Origin of the sequence: Enterobacter quasihormaechei (assembly GCF_004331385.1) — a bacterium.
Lineage (GTDB): Bacteria > Pseudomonadota > Gammaproteobacteria > Enterobacterales > Enterobacteriaceae > Enterobacter > Enterobacter quasihormaechei.
In genome coordinates this window covers 26959-48932 of sequence record NZ_SJON01000019.1, presented here as the reverse complement: position 1 = coordinate 48932, position 21974 = coordinate 26959, and the positions used below count along the sequence as shown (strand labels likewise).

The 21974-nt window shown below is 58.3% G+C and carries 19 protein-coding genes; 6 read left to right on the top strand and 13 right to left on the bottom strand.

Annotated features, from left to right (window positions below; translation table 11 throughout):
• Positions 1–21 precede the first annotated feature (21 nt).
• The 6 genes from hcp (at position 22) to E0L16_RS19145 (ending at position 8255) form a co-directional block, all read left to right on the top strand.
• Positions 22–1674, top strand: a complete 1653-nt coding sequence (hcp, locus tag E0L16_RS19170) for a hydroxylamine reductase (RefSeq protein WP_131637869.1) — start codon at positions 22–24, stop codon at positions 1672–1674.
• 10 nt (positions 1675–1684) lie between these two features.
• Positions 1685–2653 carry an NADH oxidoreductase gene (hcr, locus tag E0L16_RS19165; RefSeq protein ID WP_131637868.1) on the top strand — a complete coding sequence of 323 codons (969 nt, stop codon included), beginning with the start codon at positions 1685–1687 and terminating at the stop codon, positions 2651–2653.
• 293 nt (positions 2654–2946) lie between these two features.
• Entirely contained in the window at positions 2947–4665 is a 1719-nt protein-coding gene (poxB, locus tag E0L16_RS19160) for a ubiquinone-dependent pyruvate dehydrogenase (RefSeq protein ID WP_131637866.1), read from the top strand.
• Positions 4666–4703: 38 nt separating this feature from the next.
• Complete coding sequence (ltaE, locus tag E0L16_RS19155) at positions 4704–5702, top strand: low-specificity L-threonine aldolase (RefSeq protein WP_131637864.1); 999 nt, start codon at positions 4704–4706, stop codon at positions 5700–5702.
• Positions 5703–5712: 10 nt separating this feature from the next.
• On the top strand, positions 5713–7149 hold the full coding sequence (locus tag E0L16_RS19150) for an SDR family oxidoreductase (RefSeq protein WP_131637862.1): 1437 nt from the start codon (positions 5713–5715) through the stop codon (positions 7147–7149).
• Positions 7150–7241: 92 nt separating this feature from the next.
• Positions 7242–8255, top strand: a complete 1014-nt coding sequence (locus tag E0L16_RS19145) for an NAD-dependent epimerase/dehydratase family protein (RefSeq protein ID WP_063866510.1) — start codon at positions 7242–7244, stop codon at positions 8253–8255.
• A gap of 137 nt (positions 8256–8392) precedes the next feature.
• On the opposite strand, the gene E0L16_RS19140 is transcribed toward E0L16_RS19145, so the two are convergent.
• The 13 genes from E0L16_RS19140 to gspE form a co-directional block, all read right to left on the bottom strand.
• Positions 8393–10225, bottom strand: a complete 1833-nt coding sequence (locus tag E0L16_RS19140) for a chitinase (protein ID WP_131637860.1) — start codon at positions 10223–10225, stop codon at positions 8393–8395.
• A 134-nt stretch (positions 10226–10359) separates the two neighbouring features.
• On the bottom strand, positions 10360–10800 hold the full coding sequence (gene iagB, locus E0L16_RS19135; RefSeq protein WP_063449202.1) for a type III secretion system invasion protein IagB: 441 nt from the start codon (positions 10798–10800) through the stop codon (positions 10360–10362).
• A gap of 108 nt (positions 10801–10908) precedes the next feature.
• Entirely contained in the window at positions 10909–13635 is a 2727-nt protein-coding gene (locus E0L16_RS19130; protein ID WP_131637858.1) for a glycosyl hydrolase family 18 protein, read from the bottom strand.
• A gap of 255 nt (positions 13636–13890) precedes the next feature.
• Complete coding sequence (locus tag E0L16_RS19125) at positions 13891–14688, bottom strand: prepilin peptidase (protein ID WP_131637856.1); 798 nt, start codon at positions 14686–14688, stop codon at positions 13891–13893.
• Positions 14685–15170, bottom strand: a complete 486-nt coding sequence (gspM, locus tag E0L16_RS19120) for a type II secretion system protein GspM (RefSeq protein WP_063866249.1) — start codon at positions 15168–15170, stop codon at positions 14685–14687. The genes E0L16_RS19125 and gspM overlap by 4 nt, the downstream gene beginning before the upstream one ends.
• Positions 15167–16300 carry a type II secretion system protein GspL gene (gspL, locus tag E0L16_RS19115; RefSeq protein WP_131637854.1) on the bottom strand — a complete coding sequence of 378 codons (1134 nt, stop codon included), beginning with the start codon at positions 16298–16300 and terminating at the stop codon, positions 15167–15169. The genes gspM and gspL overlap by 4 nt, the downstream gene beginning before the upstream one ends.
• 15 nt (positions 16301–16315) lie before the next feature.
• Positions 16316–17326, bottom strand: a complete 1011-nt coding sequence (gene gspK, locus E0L16_RS19110; RefSeq protein ID WP_131637852.1) for a type II secretion system minor pseudopilin GspK — start codon at positions 17324–17326, stop codon at positions 16316–16318.
• Positions 17323–17970, bottom strand: coding sequence for a type II secretion system minor pseudopilin GspJ (gene gspJ, locus E0L16_RS19105; RefSeq protein ID WP_131637850.1), 648 nt, complete (start codon positions 17968–17970; stop codon positions 17323–17325). The genes gspK and gspJ overlap by 4 nt, the downstream gene beginning before the upstream one ends.
• On the bottom strand, positions 17967–18347 hold the full coding sequence (gene gspI, locus E0L16_RS19100; protein WP_063866244.1) for a type II secretion system minor pseudopilin GspI: 381 nt from the start codon (positions 18345–18347) through the stop codon (positions 17967–17969). The genes gspJ and gspI overlap by 4 nt, the downstream gene beginning before the upstream one ends.
• Complete coding sequence (gene gspH, locus E0L16_RS19095; RefSeq protein WP_131637849.1) at positions 18340–18825, bottom strand: type II secretion system minor pseudopilin GspH; 486 nt, start codon at positions 18823–18825, stop codon at positions 18340–18342. Before gspH ends, gspI begins: the two co-directional genes overlap by 8 nt.
• The gene (gspG, locus tag E0L16_RS19090; RefSeq protein ID WP_006809430.1) at positions 18825–19274 is read right to left on the bottom strand and encodes a type II secretion system major pseudopilin GspG; all 450 of its coding nucleotides are present in this window, start codon (positions 19272–19274) and stop codon (positions 18825–18827) included. The genes gspH and gspG overlap by 1 nt, the downstream gene beginning before the upstream one ends.
• Positions 19275–19277: 3 nt before the next feature.
• Entirely contained in the window at positions 19278–20486 is a 1209-nt protein-coding gene (gspF, locus tag E0L16_RS19085; RefSeq protein ID WP_107535025.1) for a type II secretion system inner membrane protein GspF, read from the bottom strand.
• Positions 20486–21964 carry a type II secretion system ATPase GspE gene (gspE, locus tag E0L16_RS19080; RefSeq protein ID WP_131637847.1) on the bottom strand — a complete coding sequence of 493 codons (1479 nt, stop codon included), beginning with the start codon at positions 21962–21964 and terminating at the stop codon, positions 20486–20488. The genes gspF and gspE overlap by 1 nt, the downstream gene beginning before the upstream one ends.
• Between the last annotated feature and the right edge of the window lie 10 nt (positions 21965–21974).

Below are 21974 nucleotides of genomic sequence, written 5' to 3'. Positions count from 1 at the left end.
ATAACTTTAACAGGTGTGATTATGTTTTGTGTGCAATGTGAACAAACCATCCGTACCCCGGCAGGCAACGGCTGCTCTTACGCGCAGGGTATGTGCGGTAAAACCGCAGAAACGTCCGATCTTCAGGATCTGCTGATTGCAGCGCTACAAGGCTTGTCCGCCTGGGCCTTCAAGGCCCGTGAATATGGCATTGTCGATCACTATGTCGACAGCTTTGCGCCGCGCGCATTTTTCTCCACGCTGACCAACGTTAACTTCGATTCTCCACGTATTGTGGGCTATGCCCGCGAAGCGATTGCCCTGCGTGAAGCTCTGAAAGTGCAGTGCCTGAATGCCGATGCCAGTGCCCGCGTGGACAACCCAATGGCGGAGCTTCAGCTGGTGAGCGACGACCTGGGCGAGCTACAGCGCCAGGCCGCAGAATTTACCCCCAATAAGGACAAAGCGGCGATTGGCGAGAACATCCTCGGCCTGCGTCTGCTGTGCCTGTACGGCCTGAAAGGTGCAGCGGCCTATATGGAACACGCGCACGTGCTCGGTCAGTACGACAACGATATCTACGCCCAGTACCACAAAATCATGGCGTGGCTCGGCACCTGGCCTTCCGACATGAACGCCCTGCTCGAATGCGCAATGGAAATCGGCCAGATGAACTTCAAGGTCATGAGCATTCTGGATGCCGGTGAAACCAGCACCTACGGCCACCCAACCCCGACGCAGGTCAACGTCAAAGCGACCGAAGGCAAATGCATCCTGATCTCCGGCCACGACCTGAAAGATCTCTACAACCTGCTGAAGCAGACCGTAGGCACCGGGGTTAACGTCTATACCCACGGCGAAATGCTGCCCGCCCACGGCTACCCGGAACTGCGCAAGTTCAGTCATCTGGTGGGTAACTACGGCAGCGGCTGGCAGAACCAGCAGGTGGAGTTCGCCCGCTTCCCTGGTCCTATTGTGATGACCTCTAACTGCATCATCGACCCTACCGTGGGCGCGTATGATGACCGCATCTGGACCCGCAGCATCGTCGGCTGGCCGGGCGTGAGCCACCTTGAAGGCGATGATTTCGGTCCGGTTATCGCCCAGGCGCAACAGATGGCGGGCTTCCCGTACAGTGAAATCGAACATCTGATCACCGTCGGCTTTGGCCGCGAAACGCTGCTGGGGGCGGCAGATTCTCTGATTGACCTCGTCAGCCGTGAAAAACTGCGCCACATTTTCCTGATCGGCGGCTGTGACGGCGCGCGCGGCGAACGTAACTACTTCACCGATTTCGCCACCCGCGTGCCGGATGACTGCCTGATCCTGACCCTGGCCTGCGGTAAGTACCGCTTCAACAAGCTGGACTTCGGCAACATCGAAGGTCTGCCGCGCCTGGTGGATGCCGGCCAGTGTAACGATGCTTACTCGGCCATCATTCTGGCGGTCACGCTGGCGGAAAAACTCGGCTGCGGCGTGAACGATCTGCCGCTGTCGCTGGTGCTCTCCTGGTTCGAGCAGAAAGCGATCGTCATCCTGCTGACCCTGCTTTCTCTCGGCGTGACCAACATCGTCACCGGGCCGACCGCGCCAGGCTTCCTGACGCCGGACCTGCTGGCCATCCTGAACGAGAAATTTGGTCTGCGTTCCGTGACCAATGTTGAAGATGATATGAAACAGCTGCTGAGCGCGTAAGGAGTAATTCATGACCATGCCAACCTCACAATGTCCGTGGCGGATGCAGGTACATCACATACATCAGGAGACGCCGGATGTGTGGACGCTGTCGCTGCTGTGCCATGACTACTATCCGTACCGCGCGGGTCAGTATGCGCTGGTCAGCGTCCGCAATTCGGCGGACACCCTGCGCGCTTACACGATCTCCTCAACGCCGGGCGTGAGCGAATACATTACGCTCACCGTCCGCCGCATTGATGACGGCGCAGGCTCCCAGTGGCTGACCCGTGACGTGAAGCGCGGAGATTATATCTGGCTGTCTGACGCACAGGGCGAGTTCACCTGTGACGATAAGACGGAAGATAAATTCCTGCTGCTGGCGGCGGGCTGTGGCGTGACGCCGATTATGTCGATGCGTCGCTGGCTGGCGAAATACCGTCCGCAGGCCGACGTGCAGGCGATCTTCAGCGTGCGCTCCCCGGAAGATGTGATTTTTGCCGAAGAATGGCGCAACTATCCGGTGACGCTGGTCGCGGAGAACAATGCTACGCACGGGTTTATCGCGGGCCGCCTGAGCCGCGAATTGCTGCAAAGCGTGCCGGACATTGCGAACCGTACCGTGATGACCTGCGGCCCGGCGCCGTACATGGAGAGTGTGGAGAAAGAAGTGAAAGCGCTGGGCGTGACCCGCTTCTTCAAAGAGCAGTTCTTCACGCCCGTGGCGGAAGCGGCAACCAGCGGGATGAAGTTCACGAAGCTGCAACCGGCGCAGACCTTCTTTGGCCGCGTGGGCACCACGCTTCTTGAAGCGCTGGAAAGCAACAACGTGCCGGTAGCGGCAGCCTGCCGCGCTGGGGTGTGCGGATGCTGCAAGACTAAAGTGGTTTCCGGTGAGTACACCGTCACCAGCACCATGACGCTGACCGACGCGGAAATTGCAGAAGGTTACGTGCTGGCATGCTCGTGTCATCCGCAGGGGGATTTGGTGCTCGCATAAACGGTAACCGTTAGCGCCACCGGGCTTTTAGCCGGTCCCGCACATTTGTCTCTGCAAGCCTTGTAGGCCCGGTAAGCGTCAGCGCCACCGGGCTTTTTGCCGGGTGGCAGTGCGTTTACCCGGCCTGCGTTGTGCCTGCCGCCTGTAAGGCAAGTCGTAACAAGAGTTTGCCGGGTTCGCCACACGCATTCCATTGCAGTGAAAGCCATCGTTAAATGCAGGTTGTTGCACAGGCAATACAGTCACTTTCTTCTAAGCTTGTAAGCGATATCACATAAAGGAGAAGGACAACCATGAAACAAACCGTGGCTGCATACATAGCGAAAACCCTTGAGCAGGCTGGCGTAAAGCGTATCTGGGGCGTCACCGGCGATTCGCTGAACGGACTCAGCGACAGCCTTAACAAGATGAAGACCATAGAATGGATGCCCACCCGCCATGAAGAGGTCGCCGCCTTTGCCGCGGGAGCCGAAGCGCAGCTCACGGGCGAACTCGCCGTCTGTGCCGGCTCCTGCGGGCCAGGAAACCTTCACCTTATCAACGGTCTTTTCGACTGTCACCGCAACCATGTGCCGGTGCTGGCGATTGCCGCACACATTCCATCATCCGAAATCGGCAGCGGCTATTTTCAGGAGACGCATCCCCAGGAGCTGTTCCGTGAATGCAGTCACTACTGCGAGCTGGTCTCCTCGCCGGAGCAGATCCCGCAGGTGCTGGCGATAGCCATGCGTAAGGCGGTCCTGAATCGTGGGGTTTCTGTGGTCGTCCTGCCGGGCGACGTGGCGCTGAAGGCCGCACCTGAAACCGCCACCACCCACTGGTGCTCGGCGCCGCAGCCGACCGTCACCCCCGCTGAAGAAGAGCTGAAAAAGCTGGCGCAGCTGCTGCGATACTCCAGCAATATCGCCCTGATGTGCGGCAGCGGCTGTGCCGGTGCGCATAATGAGCTGGTGGAATTTGCCGCTAAGCTGAAGGCGCCAATCGTCCACGCCCTGCGCGGGAAAGAGCACGTTGAGTACGATAACCCGTACGACGTCGGCATGACCGGGCTGATCGGTTTTTCCAGCGGCTTCCATACCATGATGAACGCCGACATGCTGATCCTGCTCGGCACCCAGTTCCCGTACCGCGCGTTCTACCCGACGGACGCCAAAATTATTCAGATCGACATCAACCCTGGCAGTATCGGCGCGCACAGCAAGGTGGATATGGCGCTTATCGGCGATATTAAATCCACCCTCGCCGCCCTGCTGCCACTGCTGGAAGAGAAAACGGACCGCAAATTCCTCGATAAAGCCCTGAGCGATTACCGCGATGCGCGCAAGGGGCTGGACGACCTCGCCAAACCGAGCGAGAAAGCCATTCACCCGCAGTATCTGGCGCAGCAGATCAGTCACTTCGCCGACGACGATGCCATTTTCACCTGCGACGTGGGTACGCCCACCGTCTGGGCCGCACGCTACCTGAAGATGAACGGTAAGCGTCGCCTGCTTGGCTCGTTCAACCACGGCTCGATGGCGAACGCCATGCCGCAGGCGCTGGGCGCAAAAGCGACGGCACCTGAACGTCAGGTGGTAGCGATGTGCGGCGACGGCGGCTTCAGCATGCTGATGGGGGATTTCCTGTCGGTGGCGCAGATGAAGCTTCCGCTGAAAATCGTGGTCTTTAACAACAGCGTGCTGGGCTTCGTGGCGATGGAGATGAAGGCCGGAGGCTACCTCACGGACGGTACCGAGCTACACGACACCAATTTCGCCCGCATTGCCGAAGCCTGCGGCATCACCGGCATTCGGGTGGAGAAAGCCTCTGAGGTGGACGATGCCCTGCAACGCGCCTTCTCCATCGACGGCCCGGTGCTGGTGGATGTGGTGGTGGCCAAAGAAGAGCTGGCGATCCCGCCGCAAATCAAGCTGGAACAGGCCAAAGGTTTCAGCCTCTACATGCTGCGCGCTATCATCAGCGGGCGCGGTGACGAGGTGATCGAACTGGCAAAAACCAACTGGCTCAGGTAAAACATTTCACATGACCTCTTAAAGTAAAGGGATGTGAAATGATTGATTTACGTAGTGATACCGTTACCCGCCCGGGTCGCGCCATGCTCGAAGAGATGATGGCCGCCCCGGTCGGGGACGACGTCTACGGCGATGACCCGACGGTCAACGAACTGCAACGCTATGCCGCCGAACTTGGCGGCAAAGAGGCCGCCCTGTTCCTGCCCACCGGCACCCAGGCTAACCTGGTGGCGCTGCTCAGCCACTGCGAGCGCGGAGAAGAGTATATTGTCGGCCAGGGCGCGCATAACTACCTGTACGAAGCCGGCGGCGCGGCGGTGCTTGGCAGCATCCAGCCGCAGCCGATCGATGCCGCGCCGGACGGCTCGCTGCCGCTGGATAAGGTCGCGGCGAAAATCAAAGCCGACGATATTCACTTCGCCCGCACTAAGCTGCTCAGTCTGGAAAATACCCACAACGGCAAGGTCCTGCCGCGAGAATACCTGAAAGCAGCGTGGGAATTCACTCGCGAGCGCAACCTCGGCCTGCACGTGGACGGCGCGCGCATCTTTAACGCCGTGGTGGAGTATGGCTGCGAGCTGAAGGACATCACCCAATATTGCGACTCCTTCACCATCTGCCTCTCAAAAGGGCTGGGTACACCGGTGGGTTCGCTGCTGGTCGGCAGCACTGACTACATCAAGCGCGCCAACCGCTGGCGCAAAATGACCGGCGGCGGGATGCGTCAGGCGGGGATCCTGGCGGCTGCCGGACTGTACGCGCTGAAAAATAACGTGGCGCGCCTCAAGGACGATCACGACAATGCTGCGTGGATGGCGGCACAGCTGCGGGAGATCGGCGCTGACGTAATGCGTCACGACACCAACATGCTGTTTGTCCGCGTCGGCGATGAACACGCTGCGCTGGGCGAATTTATGAAAGCGCGCGGCGTGCTGATCAACGCCTCCCCGGTTGTGCGTCTGGTGATGCATCTGGACGTTAACCGCGAACAGTTAACAGACGTGGTGAAACACTGGCAGGCGTTTTTACAGCGTTAAGGAGCATACCGTGCCGCAACGTATTCTGGTTCTCGGTGCCAGCGGGTATATCGGTCAGCATCTGACCACTGCGTTAAGCCAGCAGGGGCATCAGGTGCTGGCAGCGGCACGCAACACTGAGCGCCTGCAAAATCGCCATTTGCCTGGCGTAACCTGTCACCCTCTTGACCTTAGCTGGCCGAAGGCGCTTCCCGCGCTGCTGGAAGGGGTGGACACGCTTTACTACCTGGTGCACAGCATGGGCGAAGGCGGGGATTTTATCGCCCACGAGCGTCAGGTGGCGATGAACGTCCGCGACGCGCTGCTGCAAACGCCGGTGAAGCAGGTGATTTTTTTAAGCTCGCTCCAGGCCCCTGAGAACGAGCAGTCCGATCACCTGCGCGCCCGCCAGCTGACGGCGGACACGCTGCGCGGCGCGAATATTCCCGTTACCGAGCTGCGGGCCGGGATCATCGTCGGCGCGGGTTCCGCCGCGTTCGAGGTAATGCGCGATATGGTCTATAACCTGCCGGTGCTGACGCCGCCGCGCTGGGTACGCTCGCGCACCACGCCCATTGCGCTGGAGAATTTGCTCCACTATCTGGTAGCTTTGCTGGATCACCCGGCGGAGCAACACCGCGTGCTGGAGGCGGCAGGCCCGGAGGTACTGAGCTATCAGGAGCAGTTCGAACATTTTATGCGGGTGAGCGGTCGCAAACGCTGGCTGGTGCCCATCCCCTTCCCGACCCGCTGGATCTCGGTGTGGTTTTTAAACGTCATTACCTCTGTTCCTCCGACAACCGCGAAGGCGCTGATCCAGGGACTGAAGCACGATCTGCTGGCGGACGATCGCGCGCTGCGGGCCTTGATCCCGCAGGAACTGATCCGCTTTGACGACGCGGTGCGCAATACGCTGAAAGAAGAAGAGAAGCTGGTGAACTCCAGCGACTGGGGCTACGACGCGCAGGCCTTTGCCCGCTGGCGGCCCGAGTACGGCTATTACCCGAAACAGGCGGGCTGTACGGTAAAAACCTCGGCCAGCCTTAGCGCGCTGTGGGACGTGGTGAACCATATTGGCGGCAAAGAGCGCTTTTTCTTCGGCAATATCCTCTGGCAGACGCGCGGCGCGCTGGATCTGCTGGTGGGTCACCGGCTGGCAAAAGGCCGCCCTGCCGCCCCGTATCTGAACGTGGGCGATACGGTCGACAGCTGGAAGGTGATCATCGTTGAGCCAGAAAAACAGCTGGCACTGCTGTTTGGCATGAAGGCGCCGGGGCTGGGGCGGCTCTGCTTCACCCTTAAGGACCACGGCGACCACCGTGAACTGGACGTTCGGGCGTGGTGGCACCCGCACGGCATGCCGGGCCTGTTCTACTGGCTGCTGATGATCCCGGCACACCTGTTTATCTTCCGTGGAATGGCGAAACGGATTGCGCAACTGGCAGAAGAAAAGCGGGAAGGTAAGTAAATAAAACCCTTTTTCTTTCACCTTTCCCATTGCAACACATCGTAATTCACGAAAGAATGCGCACGAAATTCTTTTCAACACAGTGGATTGTTATGAAGGTACTGGTTACCGGGGCGACCAGCGGCTTAGGCCGAAATGCGGTCGAATTTCTGCGCAACAAAGGCATCAGCGTCAGGGCCACCGGTCGCAACGAGGCGATGGGCAAGCTCCTGCAAAAAATGGGCGCTGAATTTGTCCATGCCGACCTGACGGAGCTGGTCTCCTCTCAGGCTAAGGTGATGCTCGCCGGTATCGATACGCTGTGGCACTGCTCCAGTTTTACCTCCCCGTGGGGGACCCAGGAAGCCTTCGATCTCGCGAACGTGCGCGCCACGCGCCGTCTGGGCGAATGGGCCGTCGCCTGGGGCGTGCGTAACTTTATTCATATCTCCTCCCCGTCGCTCTATTTTGACTACCACCACCACCGCGATATTCAGGAAGATTTCCGCCCGGCGCGCTTCGCCTGTGAGTTTGCCCGCAGCAAAGCGGCTGGCGAAGAGGTGATCGACCTGCTGGCCCAGTCAAACCCGCATACCCGTTTTACCGTGCTGCGCCCGCAGAGCCTGTTCGGGCCGCACGACAAAGTATTCATCCCGCGGCTGGCCCAGATGATGCACCACTACGGCAGCGTGCTGTTACCGCGCGGCGGCGATGCACTGGTGGACATGACCTATTACGAGAACGCCGTTCACGCCATGTGGCTGGCGAGCCAGCCGGACTGCGATACGCTGGTGTCGGGCCGCGCGTATAACATCACCAACGGCGAACCCTGCACCCTGCGCAGCATTGTGCAAAGGCTGATTGACGAGCTGAAAATCGACTGCCGCATTCGTTCCGTGCCTTACCCGATGCTGGACATGATCGCCCGCAGCATGGAGCGCTTTGGCAGTAAATCGGCGAAGGAGCCTGCGCTGACCCATTACGGCGTGTCGAAGCTCAACTTTGATTTTACGCTGGACATCTCACGCGCGGAGAACGAGCTGGGGTACAAGCCGATTGTATCGCTGGATGAAGGGATTGTGCGTACGGCGGCGTGGTTACGGGATCACGGGAAGCTTCATCGCTAGCCTTTTTGCCCGGTGGCGGCTTCGCCTTACCGGGCCTACAACTGCACCGTACTGTCCCCTCGCCCCTTTGGGGAGAGGGTTAGGGTGAGGGGATAGAGCAAATACAAAAACGGCAACCCGAGGGTTGCCGTTTGCTTTTACAGCGCCGTCCAGGCATCAGCCCATGCCAGGCCTGCGCCCGGTTCATAGTACGACGGGGCACTGTTACACCAGCCGCTGTACGGGAACGGTTTGCACTGGAACAGCTTACCGTGGTTGTTCACGATATCACCCGCGTTGTACTTGCTGTTCGCGCTCCACGCCGGGTACGACGTGTCTTCTTCGGATGGCGTAGACGCTTTCGCCTTCACGTTCAGCAGGTAAGTCGTGGTGCTGCTCAGCTCGCCGTCGCTGACGGTCAGGCTCACTTCATACTGCTGCGCCGTTGCAGACTCCGGTGCAGTGAAGGTCACTACCGCTTTGTCTTCGCCAGCCACGGTCTGACCGTCCTGAGCACGCCAGGTATAGGTCAGCGTGTTGCCGTCTGCGTCGGTAGAGCCTTCAGCGCTCAGCGAAACCTGCGCGCCCGCTTCAACGGCACCGATTGGGCCCGCAATCTGCGCAACCGGCGCGTGGTTCACCACGACAGGCTCTGCCGGCGTTTCATCCGGAACAGGCGCTGGCGCAGGGGCCGGCGTTTCATCCTCGGCTGGCGTCGGTGCTGGCGTTGGCGTTGGCGCCGGGGTCACCGGCGTGTCGGCAGAGCCGTCATCGTTCACGATATTCACCTTGTAGTTCTTCTGCACGCACTTGGTGTAGTCACCGTCTTTAAACGCACTGAACGGCGTCTGGTAGCCCACCAGCTGGCACGCGTAGGTCGAACCATTTGGCGTATCCGGGCTCCATCCCCAGTCCTGCTCCCAGTAAATCTTCAGGGCGCCCGCACCGTACTCGTCGAACTGCTTCATGTTGGCGCAGCCCAGCACTTCGTTTGCCGGAACCGGTACTTTCAGGTAGTTGGCGAACTCTTTGTAGTACTTAATACGGTTCTGAGACTGGGCAATCTCGGTTGGACCGCCGCACTCAACGCCGCCGTTAATGATCTGGGTGGTGACGCCGAAGCCCGGCACCAGGCCGTTGGCTTTATCGTGATCGTTCGGCTGCCACGTTCCGTCGATAACCTGCAACATGCTTGGTTTTGGCGGCTGCGGGTAGGCGAAGAAGAAGATCGCGCTCGCCAGGTTCAGCCAGGTGTCCGCCACCAGCTCAGGCTTGTCGAGCAGGGTACGCACGTCGCCATACATCGCTTCGGAGAACGGACCGTAGTTGTAGTTGTAGGACAGCTGCTTCGCGCCGCGACCGAAGTAGCTCAGGAAGTCGCCGTCTTTATCTTTACCGCACGGCCAGGTCTGACCCTGCCAGACGTCCGGGTTACACTCGCCGTTATAGCCGCCCTTCTGCCCTTCGCTCCAGCCCATTTCGCGCACGTGAACCAGCGCCTGACGCCATTCGGCTTCCGGACGCCAGCTTTCGTGGCCGCCGGTTTCCTGGGCAAAGTGGGCAAACATGGTGGCCAGCTCTTTACGGCAGATGGCGTCGCTGTCACGACCGTCGTCGTAGGTCTTACACAGCGCCGGGAATTTACCCACGGCCTTCAGGAAGTTGCTGTAGGTATAGGCCTGAGCGCGCAGCGGGAAGAGATATTCCCAGTCGCTGGCTTTCACAATCCCTTCGACGCGCTTAACGTTTTCCGGGTTCGCCGCGCGGCCTGGCTCAATCATTTCAACCTGCGCGTTATCCAGCGTCCTGATGGTCTCCTTAACCGACGTCATGAGCGGGAAATCGGTTAATTCTTTTTCTTTCTTCGCCAGATCGCTGGCTTTCATGGTGTACGGCTCACTGCTGGTTTCCTTCAGATTTGCAGCCTGGGCCATCAATGGCGCCACGCAGGCTCCCGCAATGAGTACACTCAATAACGTCCTTTTGTTCATTTCAGTATTCCTGTTTATTTCAGATTAAACGTTAAAAACCCGGCTTAGGTATTATTCCGTTAATACATAAACCACATTCAGCTGTTTTCACTTTTCGAAGAACACCTTCAGGAATTCTTCAAAAATAAAAAACGTTAATACCGGGCCGCTAATTTCAGTTGCTGGTATTTCGCCCAGACCTTATGGGCATATTTCATGCGCTGCGGATAATTCTCTTTTTTTAACCCGGCGTTATAGGCGCCTACGGCCTCCCAGTTATAGCCATACACTTTAATCATGCCGGAGAGAATCGAGGCGCCCACCATGATGGACGTACACGGCTCCGTCATTAAGCGATATTCATCGATGCCCCGGCTTTCCAGCGCGGTAAAATGCGTGCTGTTAATTTGCATCAGTCCAACATCACGCGTGCCGTCGCGGTTTTGTCCAACCGCATACGGATTCATTCCAGATTCCACATTGGCGATGGCATACAATAAATAAGGATCGACATGATAATAATGCGCCGCTTTATCCCAACAGTTCGCCAGTGCGCTTTGGCTTATTATTAACAATAACAAAATGAGCTTTTTCATTTTTACCTGCTGACAGTATCGGTTATTTCTCCTTACCCACATCCTGTAAAATGAATTTAAATCGCTCACCGCACCGTGACGGGCGCGGTGAGCGTTTATCGGGTCAGATTATTTGCAGTCTGGTGCTGCGCCTTCTTTCACCCATACATCGCTGTTCGCAGGGTTATCACCGCGGGTCCACCATTTCGCACGATAAACATTGCCCTCGTACGTGGTGGTTTCGCCGCCGTTATAGACCACATCGGAACGCCAGTTGAATTTCACCTGGCTCACCAGCTCCCACGCTTCTGCGCCGAAGCCAGGCTGGTTGCCCTGAGTCCAGTACTTCGCTTTCCACACCAGGTTGTCGAAGCTCACGATGTCGCCACCGTTGTAGACCTTGCTGGATTCCCAAACCGCATGCTGGCTGGCTGCCGGATCAACTGGCGCATCACAGCTGCCGGTTGCCGTACCCTGATCCGCCGGGGTAGTGCCTTCGTCAGACGGGGTATTCCCTTCGTCAGACGGCACGTTACCTTCGTCGGCCGGGGTGGTGTCTTCGTCCACAGGCGCCGGGGCCGGGGCCGCTTTCGGGTTCACCGTTACCTGCACGTTAGACTGCACGCTGGTTTTGCCGTCGGTGACCACAACGCTCAGGGTGTAGGAAGAGGTGTTGTTGACCTCTGGCGCAGTAATGCGAACGTTGGCGGTATTTGTCCCCGTTGCGTTCATGTCTGCCGGTACGCTCCAGCTGTAGGTCAGCGCGTCGCCGTCTGGATCGGTCGCCTGTGCATGCAGAGAAATCGCTTCACCGGACTCAACGGTAACGGCGTCCATGGCATTGATCACCGGCGCCTGGTTCGCTTTCGGCGCTTTGTTCACGACCTGCACGTCGATCGCGTTGCTCAGGCCTTTCGCGTCGGTCACGGTCAGGCGGAACACCAGGTTCTGATCGCTGGTCACAGCCGGTACGCTGAAGCTGGCTTTCGCTTTGGTGCTGTTCGCCAGGGTCACGGTGGCGCCGGAAACCTGCGTCCATTTGTAGGTCAGCGCATCGCCGTCCTGGTCGCTGGAGGCGGAGCCGTCGAGCGTGACCGTCGCCGGGCCCGTTACCGTCATGTCGGTAGCAGACGCGACCGGCGCATGGTTGGTTACAACCGGCTCAACAGGCGTTGAACTGCCGCCCAGCAGGCTTTCGTTCATGGCGTTAAGGATGTCGCCGTTATCGGATTCGATAGACCACGCGAACAGGCCGCCCAGGTTTTTGTTCAGTACGTATTTGCCCTTCGCGTTCACGGAACGGGCGTTATCGTAGGTCACCAGCTCGCCAGTAGACTTGTTGAACACGTACGGCGCTTCTGCCGCTTCGTCGTATTTGTACTCCCAGCCCGGTTTGCCCAGCATCTGGTTCACAATCTGACGGTAGTCAACGATGCCGTTTTCCCACGTGCCCTTGACCGGGCCGGTGGCGGTGCCGGTGAACGGATTGTCGCCGGTGTAGCCGTGAACGCCGGTCCAGCCGCGCCCGTACATGCCTGCGCCAACCACGATCTTGCCTGGCTGTACGCCCTGCTCGAGCATCGCTTTCACCGCGTTATCGGTGGTGTAGTTGGTGTCTGGTTTCCAGGACGCACCGTACAGCGCGGTCTGGTGGCCGAGGTCGGTATTGCTCCACGCGCCGTAGAAGTCGTAGCTCATCAGGAAGATGTGGTCGATGTACTGCTGCGCGGTGTTGTAGTCCACGTCTTCGATCTTATCTTTGCCTGCACCGATAGCGGTGGTCAGCTCGTAGGTACGGCCAGTTTCCGCAGACAGCTCGTTCAGCATCTGGCGCAGGTCGTGCATCAGCGCGGTGTAAGTCGCTTTATCGGTCTGCGGGTTACCCAGCTTGGCGTTTTCACCGCCGCCGCCCGGGAATTCCCAGTCGATATCCACGCCGTCGAACACTTTCCAGGTGGTCAGGAAGTCTTTCACGGACGCAACGAAGCGGTCGCGCAGCACTTTGTTATCCATCTGATAGAACGGGTCGGACAGGGTCCAGCCGCCAACGGATGGCAGAATTTTCAGGTCCGGATGGGCTTTTTTCATCGCCATCAGCTGACCGTAGTTGCCTTTGTACGGTTCATCCCAGCCGGTCACGCCCTGCTGAGGTTTCTGCAACGCCGCCCACGGATCGTGGATCGCCACGGTGTAGTCCTGACGGCCCTGGCAGGCGCGCTTCAGAGATTCCAGCGCGCCGGAGGATTTGGCGCTGTCGTTAATGCCGTCGCCGCCGCAGATTGGAATGAAGCCGTACAGCAGGTGGTTGATGTTCGCCGCCGGAATTTTGTCCGCAGAGAAGTTACGGTCGTACACGCCCCACTCGGGGAAGTAAGCGCCAACCACTTTATCGGTGTGCTGCGCGAACGCTTTGTTGTTTTCCAGCAGCGGGGTGTTGAGCGGCAGCAGGTGGCTACCGTCGGTGTCCGCCACGATGATCAGCTTGCTGGCGCTTTTGGTGCAGCCGCTGTCATTACACAGCTCGACCTGTTCCTGATAGCGTCCGCCTTTTTTCACTTTGAACGTCGCAGAGCCGGCGGTGCTGCCCGCTCCGGTCCAGACGGTCTGGCCGTCCAGCAGCACTTTTGCCGACGTAGGGGCGTCGCCGCTCCACACGTTCCACTCAACCTTCACGTCAACGCCATCTTTGTGCACTTTGATGAGGTTGTTGTAGTCCTGTGCCGCCTGATCCACCTCTACCAGCGCAAACTTATCGTTGCCTGATGTAATTGACGGTGTACCCGGTGCCGCTGCAAATACCGAGCTCGTTGCGGCTGCAACAAAAAGCGCCAGATATTTAGGCTTCATAAATTTCATTTTTATTTCCTGATAAATTTATTCGTAACGTTAATAATCCATGTCTTCCGTGAGATCATGGATGCGCTTCGCATAATGCGTATTTAACCAACCTGAATGCCGTGAAAAAAAGCTTTTTACTGCGTTGTATTCCTCCATAAAAAGATACAAGCCTGAATTCCGTCTAGCTTATATCCCTTACGATACACCGGGCGTAAAGAGACGTCCTTCTCTTCCACCGTCAAAAAAATTTATAAAATAACTTGACCGCTATATTTAAAATGTGGAAACCAGTTGCTGGCTGATAAACACAATTATTCCAGCAAAGGCGAGATACGGTCCGAAAGAAATAGTGAGGTTATTTTTATTTACATTATTCAGGATGAAATAACCGACAATACCGCTTAACGCTGCCGCCAGCTCAATGGTGGGCAGCGCCTGCCAGCCACACCAGGCGCCCAGCGCCGCCAGTAGTTTAAAATCGCCGTAGCCCAGGCCTTCCCGCCCCGTGACCAAACGAAAGGCCCAGTAGAGCAGCCAGAGCGACAGATAGCCCGCTACCGCGCCGAACAGCGCGTCGTGCAACGGCAATCTGTGGTCAAACGCATGGAGCAAGAGACCTGCCCACAGCAGCGGCTGGGTCAGACAGTCCGGAAGAAGCTGGTGCTGCCAGTCGATCATCGCCAGTGGCAGTAAAAAGAGCGCCAGTAACCAAAGGGAAAACAGCGCCTGAACGTCCGGCATGCACCAGGCCGTGACGCCAAAAAACAGCGCGGAGAACAATTCGACCAAAAATAACCGCAGCGGGATGGCCGTGCTGCACTGGTGGCAGCGCCCCCGTAATAATAGCCAGCTGACCAGAGGAATATTTTCCCATGCGGCCAGCGTGTGCTGGCACACCGGGCAGTGCGAGGCAGGAAAGAGCAGATTGCCGCTCCCCTCCTCGTCCATCATCATCCCCGGCAGGCGCTCGGCCACAACGCCCAGAAAACTGCCCATAATCCCGCCCAGGATCGCACTCATCATCGCGAAACTAACCGGACAGGCTTCCCGGATCAGCGAGACGGTATTCATGCGTTTTTTGCCCAGGTAAGCTGCACCTGCGCTTTCACATCGCTGAGGTGGTCAACCGGCGTGAGGTTTATTTTTTGCAACCTGACGCCGGAGGTCTGATTAATTTCGCGCAGCCAGTTTTTTAATTCATACACATTTACCCGACTCACCACGAACGATAACGTTTGTCCCTCCTGACGCACGTCCGTCAGTGAAAGGTTAATTTCATGGGCGCTTTTCTCAACCACCGTACGTGGATTATCCGTTTTGACTAACTGGACCTGAAGATGATTTTTATTAATTTCACTGCGCATCCAGTTTAGCGTCTCTTTTTGTCGTTTAAGCGTCGATTTACTATTTTGAATCATATTATCCAAAGGGATGACTCCTGCGTAATACACCGCAGCCCCAAGCAGGGCGACGATGCAGAGTTTTAAAATAACTTTCTCCCGGGCGCTGTAATTCTGATAGCGTGATTTCAGCTGCGCGATTCGCTCTTTCATTTATGTTTCCCTGCGATCATGGCGGTATACGGTTCGGTGGTTGAAACAGGCTGTAAGGTAAAATCGAAATTCTCACGGGTCTGATTAACAAACGCCTGCAACGCGGGCTGGTTTTGCGCGCTGACGCTAAGCGTTAGCGTGTTTTGCTGCGCATCGTATTCCAGCAGGTCGATTTCCATCGCAGGGACTGACTGCCGGGCGGCGGCCAGCTCGTCCAGCTGAAGGAAGATCCCCTTGCTCTGTTTTTTGACGTTCTGACCAAAGTGATATTTGATGTTGGTCTGGTGACGCATGCTGGGGAAATGGTGCTGGTACACCTGGAGGATCTCCTCCTGTATCTGGTTTTCCTGCTGCACCAGCATCCAGGCCATCGCAATGCGCGGCCCCAGCAGCAGGCCAACGGACAGCAGGCCCGCCGCCACCGCTGCGGCTTTCATACGTTTTGCGACGCGCCCGTTACCGGCCTTAAGGCTGAATTCACCGTGAAGCAGATTCACGCGACAGGCTTGCCACTGCGGCTGGATCAGCACCAGCGGATGCTGCCAGGCATGCTGCACGTCAACGGTGACGTTTGCAGGCGCGTCGCCGTAACAGCACACCTCCCCCTCTCCGGCCTTATGCATCAGAAGCGGCAGCAGGCTCGCCTCCATTTCGCTGGCAACATGCGGTGATAAACGTAGCCAGTAGCCGTCGTCCTGGGCGACAAGGGTACTTCCGCCAGCCGTCACGGGCAGCAGCCAGGCATCCGGCAGCACCTGGATCACCTTTAACCCCGCCTCCTGACAGCGGCTTAACCACCCGCGCAGATTGTCGGCGTCTATCGCCACCGCATCCACCTCGGCGCCTTTTTTGTTCAGCACCGTCCAGTGGAGATTATCCACGTCGCCAATCAGCGTCTCTTCCGCCATCCAGGAGAACGCCGTCGCCTGAGAGGCGACTTTCTTCGGCAGCGTAAAATGGCGGAAGATCATGCTGCTGGCGGGCAGCAGCAGACAAACACGGGCCGCCAGCGGATGGTCCGCCAGCGCGTCCAGGCTCTCCAGCGTCTCTACCTGCTGGCTGCCGGAGACACACCCCATTATTTTCCCGCCCTCGCGGCTGTCGGGACGAACAAAAAGTACCTGTTTCATAACGTTCTACTTTTCTTATTCAATCATTCGGTAACGGCGCTGCCACGTCACGATCTCGCCGGCTTCGTTATTAATCTGAAGCTGGCTGACCACGCGAAGCGTTAATTCATCGGTATTGCCGCTGTAGTTCACGCGGAAGTACCGGCTGTTTACAGAAAAGCGATCGGCCACCTGCGGGAGATCGTCTTTGACCTGCGGGAAGGTCTGCTCCAGCGCTTTGCTGAACGCTTCCATATTTTCCCAGCCCGATTCAGGCCGCGAATCCAGCAGGCGAACGGCGTCATCCTGCGTGAGTTTTCCGGGGAACATGGCCGCCAGCACGGCGGCCTGTTCCGGTTGCAGGGTGTTCACGTCAATCTTGCTGGCGGCGTCCGGCAGCGCGCACAGCAGCTTGCTGACCTTCGGGTAGGCCGAAGCAGGAAACGCCGGCAGCAGCTTGATTTCCGCGATGCTGCGCATCATCTGGTTTGCCGGTTGCCGCGCGGGCACGACGCCAGCCCACGCGTCGCTTTCGGCGCCCTCTTTCGCCGTTGTGCTGTCACCATCGAGATAATCCACCAGCTGGAAATAGACCTCCTCCGCCGTGCTCTGGCTGAGGCCGCTCTCCGTCAGCAGCTGTTCGACACTCTGCTCTTTACGCGGTTTTTCCACCACGGCGGGCGCATTTTGCGCCTGGGGCGCGACGTCGGCGGTCAACAGGTTATTGACGTTAAGGCAGACCTGGGCATCTTCCACCTGGCTCACGACCGTGTAGTCTTCACCCCTGGTCTCCAGCGGCTGATGCCAGTCGCCGTCCAGCGACAGCGGCTTGCTTTCGCCGCTGGCGTCAGTCTGCAACCGGTCCTTCACCACTTTTTCCTGGGCCTGCATCGCCCAGCGCAGCTGCTGCTGGCTTACCTGATAATGTGTTTTCTGCAAATTTCGGCAGAACTGCTGGCTGATTTTGGCGGCCAGGGCGGACATCATCACCAGTAAAATCAGCACCACCAGCAGGGCAACGCCCTTTTGTTGACGGATCCGGCTCATGGTTTGGCCTCCGGCAAAGGGGCGGCATCCGGGGTCGCCGCCGGCGCGTCGGCGGCCTTCTCAGGCCCCTCGGCAGCGGCCACCTCCGGCATATCGCCCGGCGTGGTAAACACCCAGCGCCAGGTCTCCCCGTTATCCATCGTCAGCGTCGCCTCCACGCCGTCCGGCAGATGGGCGGCGTCGGGCCAGGACTTCATCCAGCCCTGACGATAAAACTGCCACCGTAACGTTTTCACCCCGGTGACAATCGGCACGTCGTCGGGCTTCACGTCTGCCGGACCGTCAATCACCGGCCAGACGTCGCGATACAGACGCCCCTCCTCCAGCCGCCAGCGGACGCGCTCCAGCTGGACTGTTCCGCTCACGCCGTTCAGGGTGGTCAGCTCAAGGGCATCGCCCTCCTGACGAAACAGCTCCGGCTCATTGCGCGGGGCCCGCGCCTGGAGCTGGAAAAAATCACGCTCCATCAGACTCCAGGCGCGCTGAAGCTGGTTGAAGCCGGCGGCGCTGGCATCCGTCGCCGAGCTGGTACGCATCGCGCCGTCCAGAATTTGCCAGGCCAGGGTGCTGATCACCGCGAAGATGGTCAGCGCAATCATGATCTCCAGCAGGGTAAACCCGCGCTGGCGTCGCGTTTTTTTCACTTGCTCTCTCCCGGCGGAATGACGTGCAGGGAGATGACCGGCTGGCTCTCGTCACCTTCCGCATAGACGCGAATGGCGTTCGCCCAGACGTTGTCGGCGGTTTTCACCCGCTGCTTGCGCCAGTTCCAGCTGCGCCCGCCCATCATCTCCGTCCCCTGCTGCTCGGCATCCGGGAAGTCGGTTTTGGTAAGCTGTGCTTCCGCCAGCTGGTTTTCCGCTACCCAACTGGCCTGCAAGGTGTCGGCCAGACCATGGGTAAACCGCACGTTCAGGGAGACCGAGTTCATCAACGCCAGCGCGGCAGTGGAGAAAATCACCAGGGCAACCATCACCTCCAGCAGCGTCATCCCCTTTTGCTTTTTGTTGCCCTTAGTCATCGTTTTCTACCGATACCGGTGCCGCACCCTGCGACACCACGCGGAAATGGTGCTGTTTGTCGAAACTTTGCAGCGTCAGCGTAAAGCGGCTGATTTCACCGTCCGGTAAAAAGATCACCTGCGGCTCGGACGCCACCGTTGCGGCCAGGCGCTGCGGCGAGAGCGAGACGTGCATCTCTTCCGGGAAATGACCTTTGGTGGTAATACGTCCGGCGGATAATGGCACCCAGTGACATTCGCCATTTTTATCGTCGATCGTCACCAGCTGATATTTATCCGTGGTCATCACCAGCCCGACAATATTTCCGTCCATGACCGCGCGGTCTGAACCGTAATCAACGAGGGCTTTTAATTGCTGGCCAAATATATCCGCACCGCTGCGTGAAGGTATGGTTGACACCACCATCATGGCGCAACTGGCAAATATCACCAGCGCCAGAATAATTTCCAGCAACGTAAAGCCGCGTTGATTTTTCATTATTTCTCTTTCTTATCCAGAGACCAGTTGGTAATGTCATCGGCGGTATTCGCTTCGCCGTCCGGACCGGCGGAGAAAACGTCCACCGCGCCGTGTTCACCCGGGCTAACCAGAATATAATCACCGCCCCACGGATCCTGCGGCAGGCGACGGATATAGCCGTCCGCGCGGTAGCCGTTCGGGATGGGCGCGATTTCAGGCTTGGTCACCAGCGCCTGCAAGCCCTGTTCAGTGGTCGGGTAGCGGTGGTTATCCAGCTTGTACATATCCAGCGAGCCTTCGAGCGCGACAATATCGCTGGTGGCCTTTTGCTCATCCGCTTTTTCTTTATTTCCCATTAAGTTTGGCACCACCATACTTGCCAGAACGCCGAGAATAACAATGACCACCATTAATTCGAGCAAGGTGAAGCCCGCCTGGCGAGCCAGGTTTTTACGTTTTAAAGCCATGATTTAACCTACCATATTATTAAGTTGCAGAAGCGGTTGTAATATTGACAGCACGATGAATAAAACAATCGTCGCCATGGATACCACCAGCGCCGGTTCAAAAACCGACAGCGTTAATGTAATTCGATGTTGTAAAGCCGATTCCTGATTTTCCGCCGCGCGATCCATTAAATTACCTAATTCCCCGCTCTCTTCGCCGGAGGCAATCATATACAGCATGGTTGGCGGGAATAATTTCGCCTGTTCCAGCGCCGCATACAGCGACGCCCCCTGGCGCACGGTGTCGGCGGCCTGCTCCAGTACCTGCCGGGCATAGAGGTTTTCAATCCCGTCCATCGCGATATACATGCCCTCCAGCAGCGGCACGCTGCTGGCCTGCAAAATGCTCAGGGTACGGATATAGCGGGCGCTGTTGATGGCGCACACCAGCTTTTTAATCGGCGAGCCGTTCACCAGCCAGCTGTGCCAGCGAAAACGGTTTTTCACGTTTCGCACCCAGGTTTTAAAGCCGACGAACGCCCCCGCCAGGCTGCCGGCAATACAGATGCCCCAGGCTTGCAGGAAATCACTGACCGCAATCAGCGTGCGGGTGGTGATCGGCAGCTGCTGCTTCATGTGGGTAAACTGCTCAATCACCTGCGGCACCACCGCCACCAGCAGAATGCTGATGACCGCGATGGCGACCACGGTGAGGGTAATCGGGTAGACCATCGCCTGCGTCAGCTTGCTTTTCATCTTCTGACGCTGCTCGTTGTACTCCGCCAGCTTTTCCAGCACGTCGCCCAGGTGACCGGTCTTTTCACCGGCCATCACCAGCGTGCAGTAGAGCTTGTCGAAGGTGCGCGGAAACTGGCTGAAGGCGTCGAACAGCGTATGCCCTTCCACCACTTTTTCGCGAATTTCCACCACCATCGCCGCCAGCTTTTTGTCTTCCGTCTGCTTAGAGATGGCCTTCAGCGCGCTCTCCAGCGGCAGCGCGGCGTTCACCAGCGTCGAGAGCTGGCGGGTAAACATCGACAGCACCGGCGTGGAGAGCTTCGCCCCGGTTTTTGCTTTTCCGGCTGCCGCCGCCTCGCGGGTTTCGGTGATGCTGACGGGCATCAGCTTTTGTTCGCGCAACGTCTGGCGAACCTGCTTTTGCCCCTCGGCCTGTAGCGTCCCGCGCTGGGTTTTTCCGGCAGCATCCGTCGCCGTCCAGGCGTAGAAGGCCATTACGCATCCCCCCCACGCTCGGCGGTAACGCGCATCACCTCTTCCAGAGACGTCACGCCGCTAATCACCTTCAGCAGCCCGTTTTCGCGCAGGCTGTAGGCCTGCTTAAACAGCTGCGTTTCGATGGACATTTCGTCCTTATCTTCATGAATGGCGCGGCGCATGGTGCTGTCCACCACCAGAAATTCATGAATACCGGCGCGGCCCTGATAGCCGCTCTGGCGGCAGTGTTCACACCCCACCGCGCGGTAGATCGCTTTTGGCGGCGCGTCCATAAAGCTGAACAGCGCTTTTTCATTGGCGTCCAGCGGACTGGTGGTCCGGCAGTACGTGCACAGCCGACGCACCAGACGCTGGGCAATGACGCCGAGCAGCGATGAACCGATTAAGAACGACTCCAGCCCCATATCCCGCAGGCGGGTAATCGCCCCTGCGGCGCTATTGGTGTGCAGCGTAGACATGACCAGGTGACCGGTAAGCGACGCCTGCACCGCAATTTGCGCGGTCTCACCGTCACGAATTTCCCCGATCATCACCACGTCCGGGTCCTGACGCAGAATGGCGCGCAGCCCGCGGGCAAAGGTCATGTCCACGCGCGGGTTCACCTGCGTCTGCCCCACCCCTTCCAGCTCGTATTCAATCGGGTCTTCCACGGTCAGGATGTTGCGTTCATGGCCGTTCAGCGCCGAAAGAATGGCGTACAGAGTGGTACTTTTACCGGAACCTGTCGGCCCGGTGACCAGGATAATGCCGTGCGGGCGGTCAATCAGCCCTTTTAACTTCTCCAGCTCTTCATCAATCAGCCCAAGCTTGTTGATGTCGGGCTTGAGGTTGCTTTTGTCTAGCAGACGCATGACCACGCGCTCGCCGTACTGGGACGGAATGGTCGACACGCGCACGTCGATCGCCTTGCGCCCGATGCGCAGGGAGATACGGCCATCCTGCGGCAGGCGCTTCTCGGCGATGTCCAGCTTCGACATTACCTTGATGCGCGACACCAGCAGCGGGGCGAGCTTGCGCGCCGGCTGTAGCACCGGGCGCAGCACGCCGTCGACGCGGAAGCGAATGCTCAGCGTGCGCTCGAAGGTTTCGATATGAATATCCGACGCGCCGTCCTTCACCGCCTCGCTGAGAATGGCGTTGATCAGGCGGATCACCGGCGAGTTTTCGTCGTTATCGAGCAGATCTTCGTTATCCGGGATCTCCTCGGTTAGCGCCATCAGGTCGATATCCGCGTCCATATCGTCCACCAGCTGCTGCGAAACGCCGCTGCTCTGCTGCCAGATTTTGGCCAGCAGCTCATCGAAGGCTTCCGGCGTCAGGGTGACCGGAACGAACGCACGTCCCAGTACACGGCGCACCTCCAGCAGTGCATACGCCGGGGTGTCCTCACGGATAAAGACCTCGTTGTTATAAAACAGAACGCCGTTATCCTTTGCGTAGCTGCTGCTGCACAGCGCTTTACTCAGTTCGTCCACATTGCCCCCT

What these genes read in the sequence shown, in the direction of transcription:
- gspF (WP_107535025.1), bottom strand. Translation starts at nt 20,486, where the DNA reads ATGGCCTTCTACGCCTGGACGGCGACGGATGCTGCCGGAAAAACCCAG.
- gspH (WP_131637849.1), bottom strand. Translation starts at nt 18,825, where the DNA reads ATGAAAAATCAACGCGGCTTTACGTTGCTGGAAATTATTCTGGCGCTG.
- gspK (WP_131637852.1), bottom strand. Translation starts at nt 17,326, where the DNA reads ATGAGCCGGATCCGTCAACAAAAGGGCGTTGCCCTGCTGGTGGTGCTG.
- E0L16_RS19125 (WP_131637856.1), bottom strand. Translation starts at nt 14,688, where the DNA reads ATGAATACCGTCTCGCTGATCCGGGAAGCCTGTCCGGTTAGTTTCGCG.
- gspM (WP_063866249.1), bottom strand. Translation starts at nt 15,170, where the DNA reads ATGAAAGAGCGAATCGCGCAGCTGAAATCACGCTATCAGAATTACAGC.
- hcp (WP_131637869.1), top strand. Translation starts at nt 22, where the DNA reads ATGTTTTGTGTGCAATGTGAACAAACCATCCGTACCCCGGCAGGCAAC.
- poxB (WP_131637866.1), top strand. Translation starts at nt 2,947, where the DNA reads ATGAAACAAACCGTGGCTGCATACATAGCGAAAACCCTTGAGCAGGCT.
- gspL (WP_131637854.1), bottom strand. Translation starts at nt 16,300, where the DNA reads ATGAAACAGGTACTTTTTGTTCGTCCCGACAGCCGCGAGGGCGGGAAA.
- E0L16_RS19130 (WP_131637858.1), bottom strand. Translation starts at nt 13,635, where the DNA reads ATGAAATTTATGAAGCCTAAATATCTGGCGCTTTTTGTTGCAGCCGCA.
- E0L16_RS19140 (WP_131637860.1), bottom strand. Translation starts at nt 10,225, where the DNA reads ATGAACAAAAGGACGTTATTGAGTGTACTCATTGCGGGAGCCTGCGTG.
- ltaE (WP_131637864.1), top strand. Translation starts at nt 4,704, where the DNA reads ATGATTGATTTACGTAGTGATACCGTTACCCGCCCGGGTCGCGCCATG.
- iagB (WP_063449202.1), bottom strand. Translation starts at nt 10,800, where the DNA reads ATGAAAAAGCTCATTTTGTTATTGTTAATAATAAGCCAAAGCGCACTG.
- gspG (WP_006809430.1), bottom strand. Translation starts at nt 19,274, where the DNA reads ATGGCTTTAAAACGTAAAAACCTGGCTCGCCAGGCGGGCTTCACCTTG.
- hcr (WP_131637868.1), top strand. Translation starts at nt 1,685, where the DNA reads ATGACCATGCCAACCTCACAATGTCCGTGGCGGATGCAGGTACATCAC.
- gspI (WP_063866244.1), bottom strand. Translation starts at nt 18,347, where the DNA reads ATGACTAAGGGCAACAAAAAGCAAAAGGGGATGACGCTGCTGGAGGTG.
- E0L16_RS19145 (WP_063866510.1), top strand. Translation starts at nt 7,242, where the DNA reads ATGAAGGTACTGGTTACCGGGGCGACCAGCGGCTTAGGCCGAAATGCG.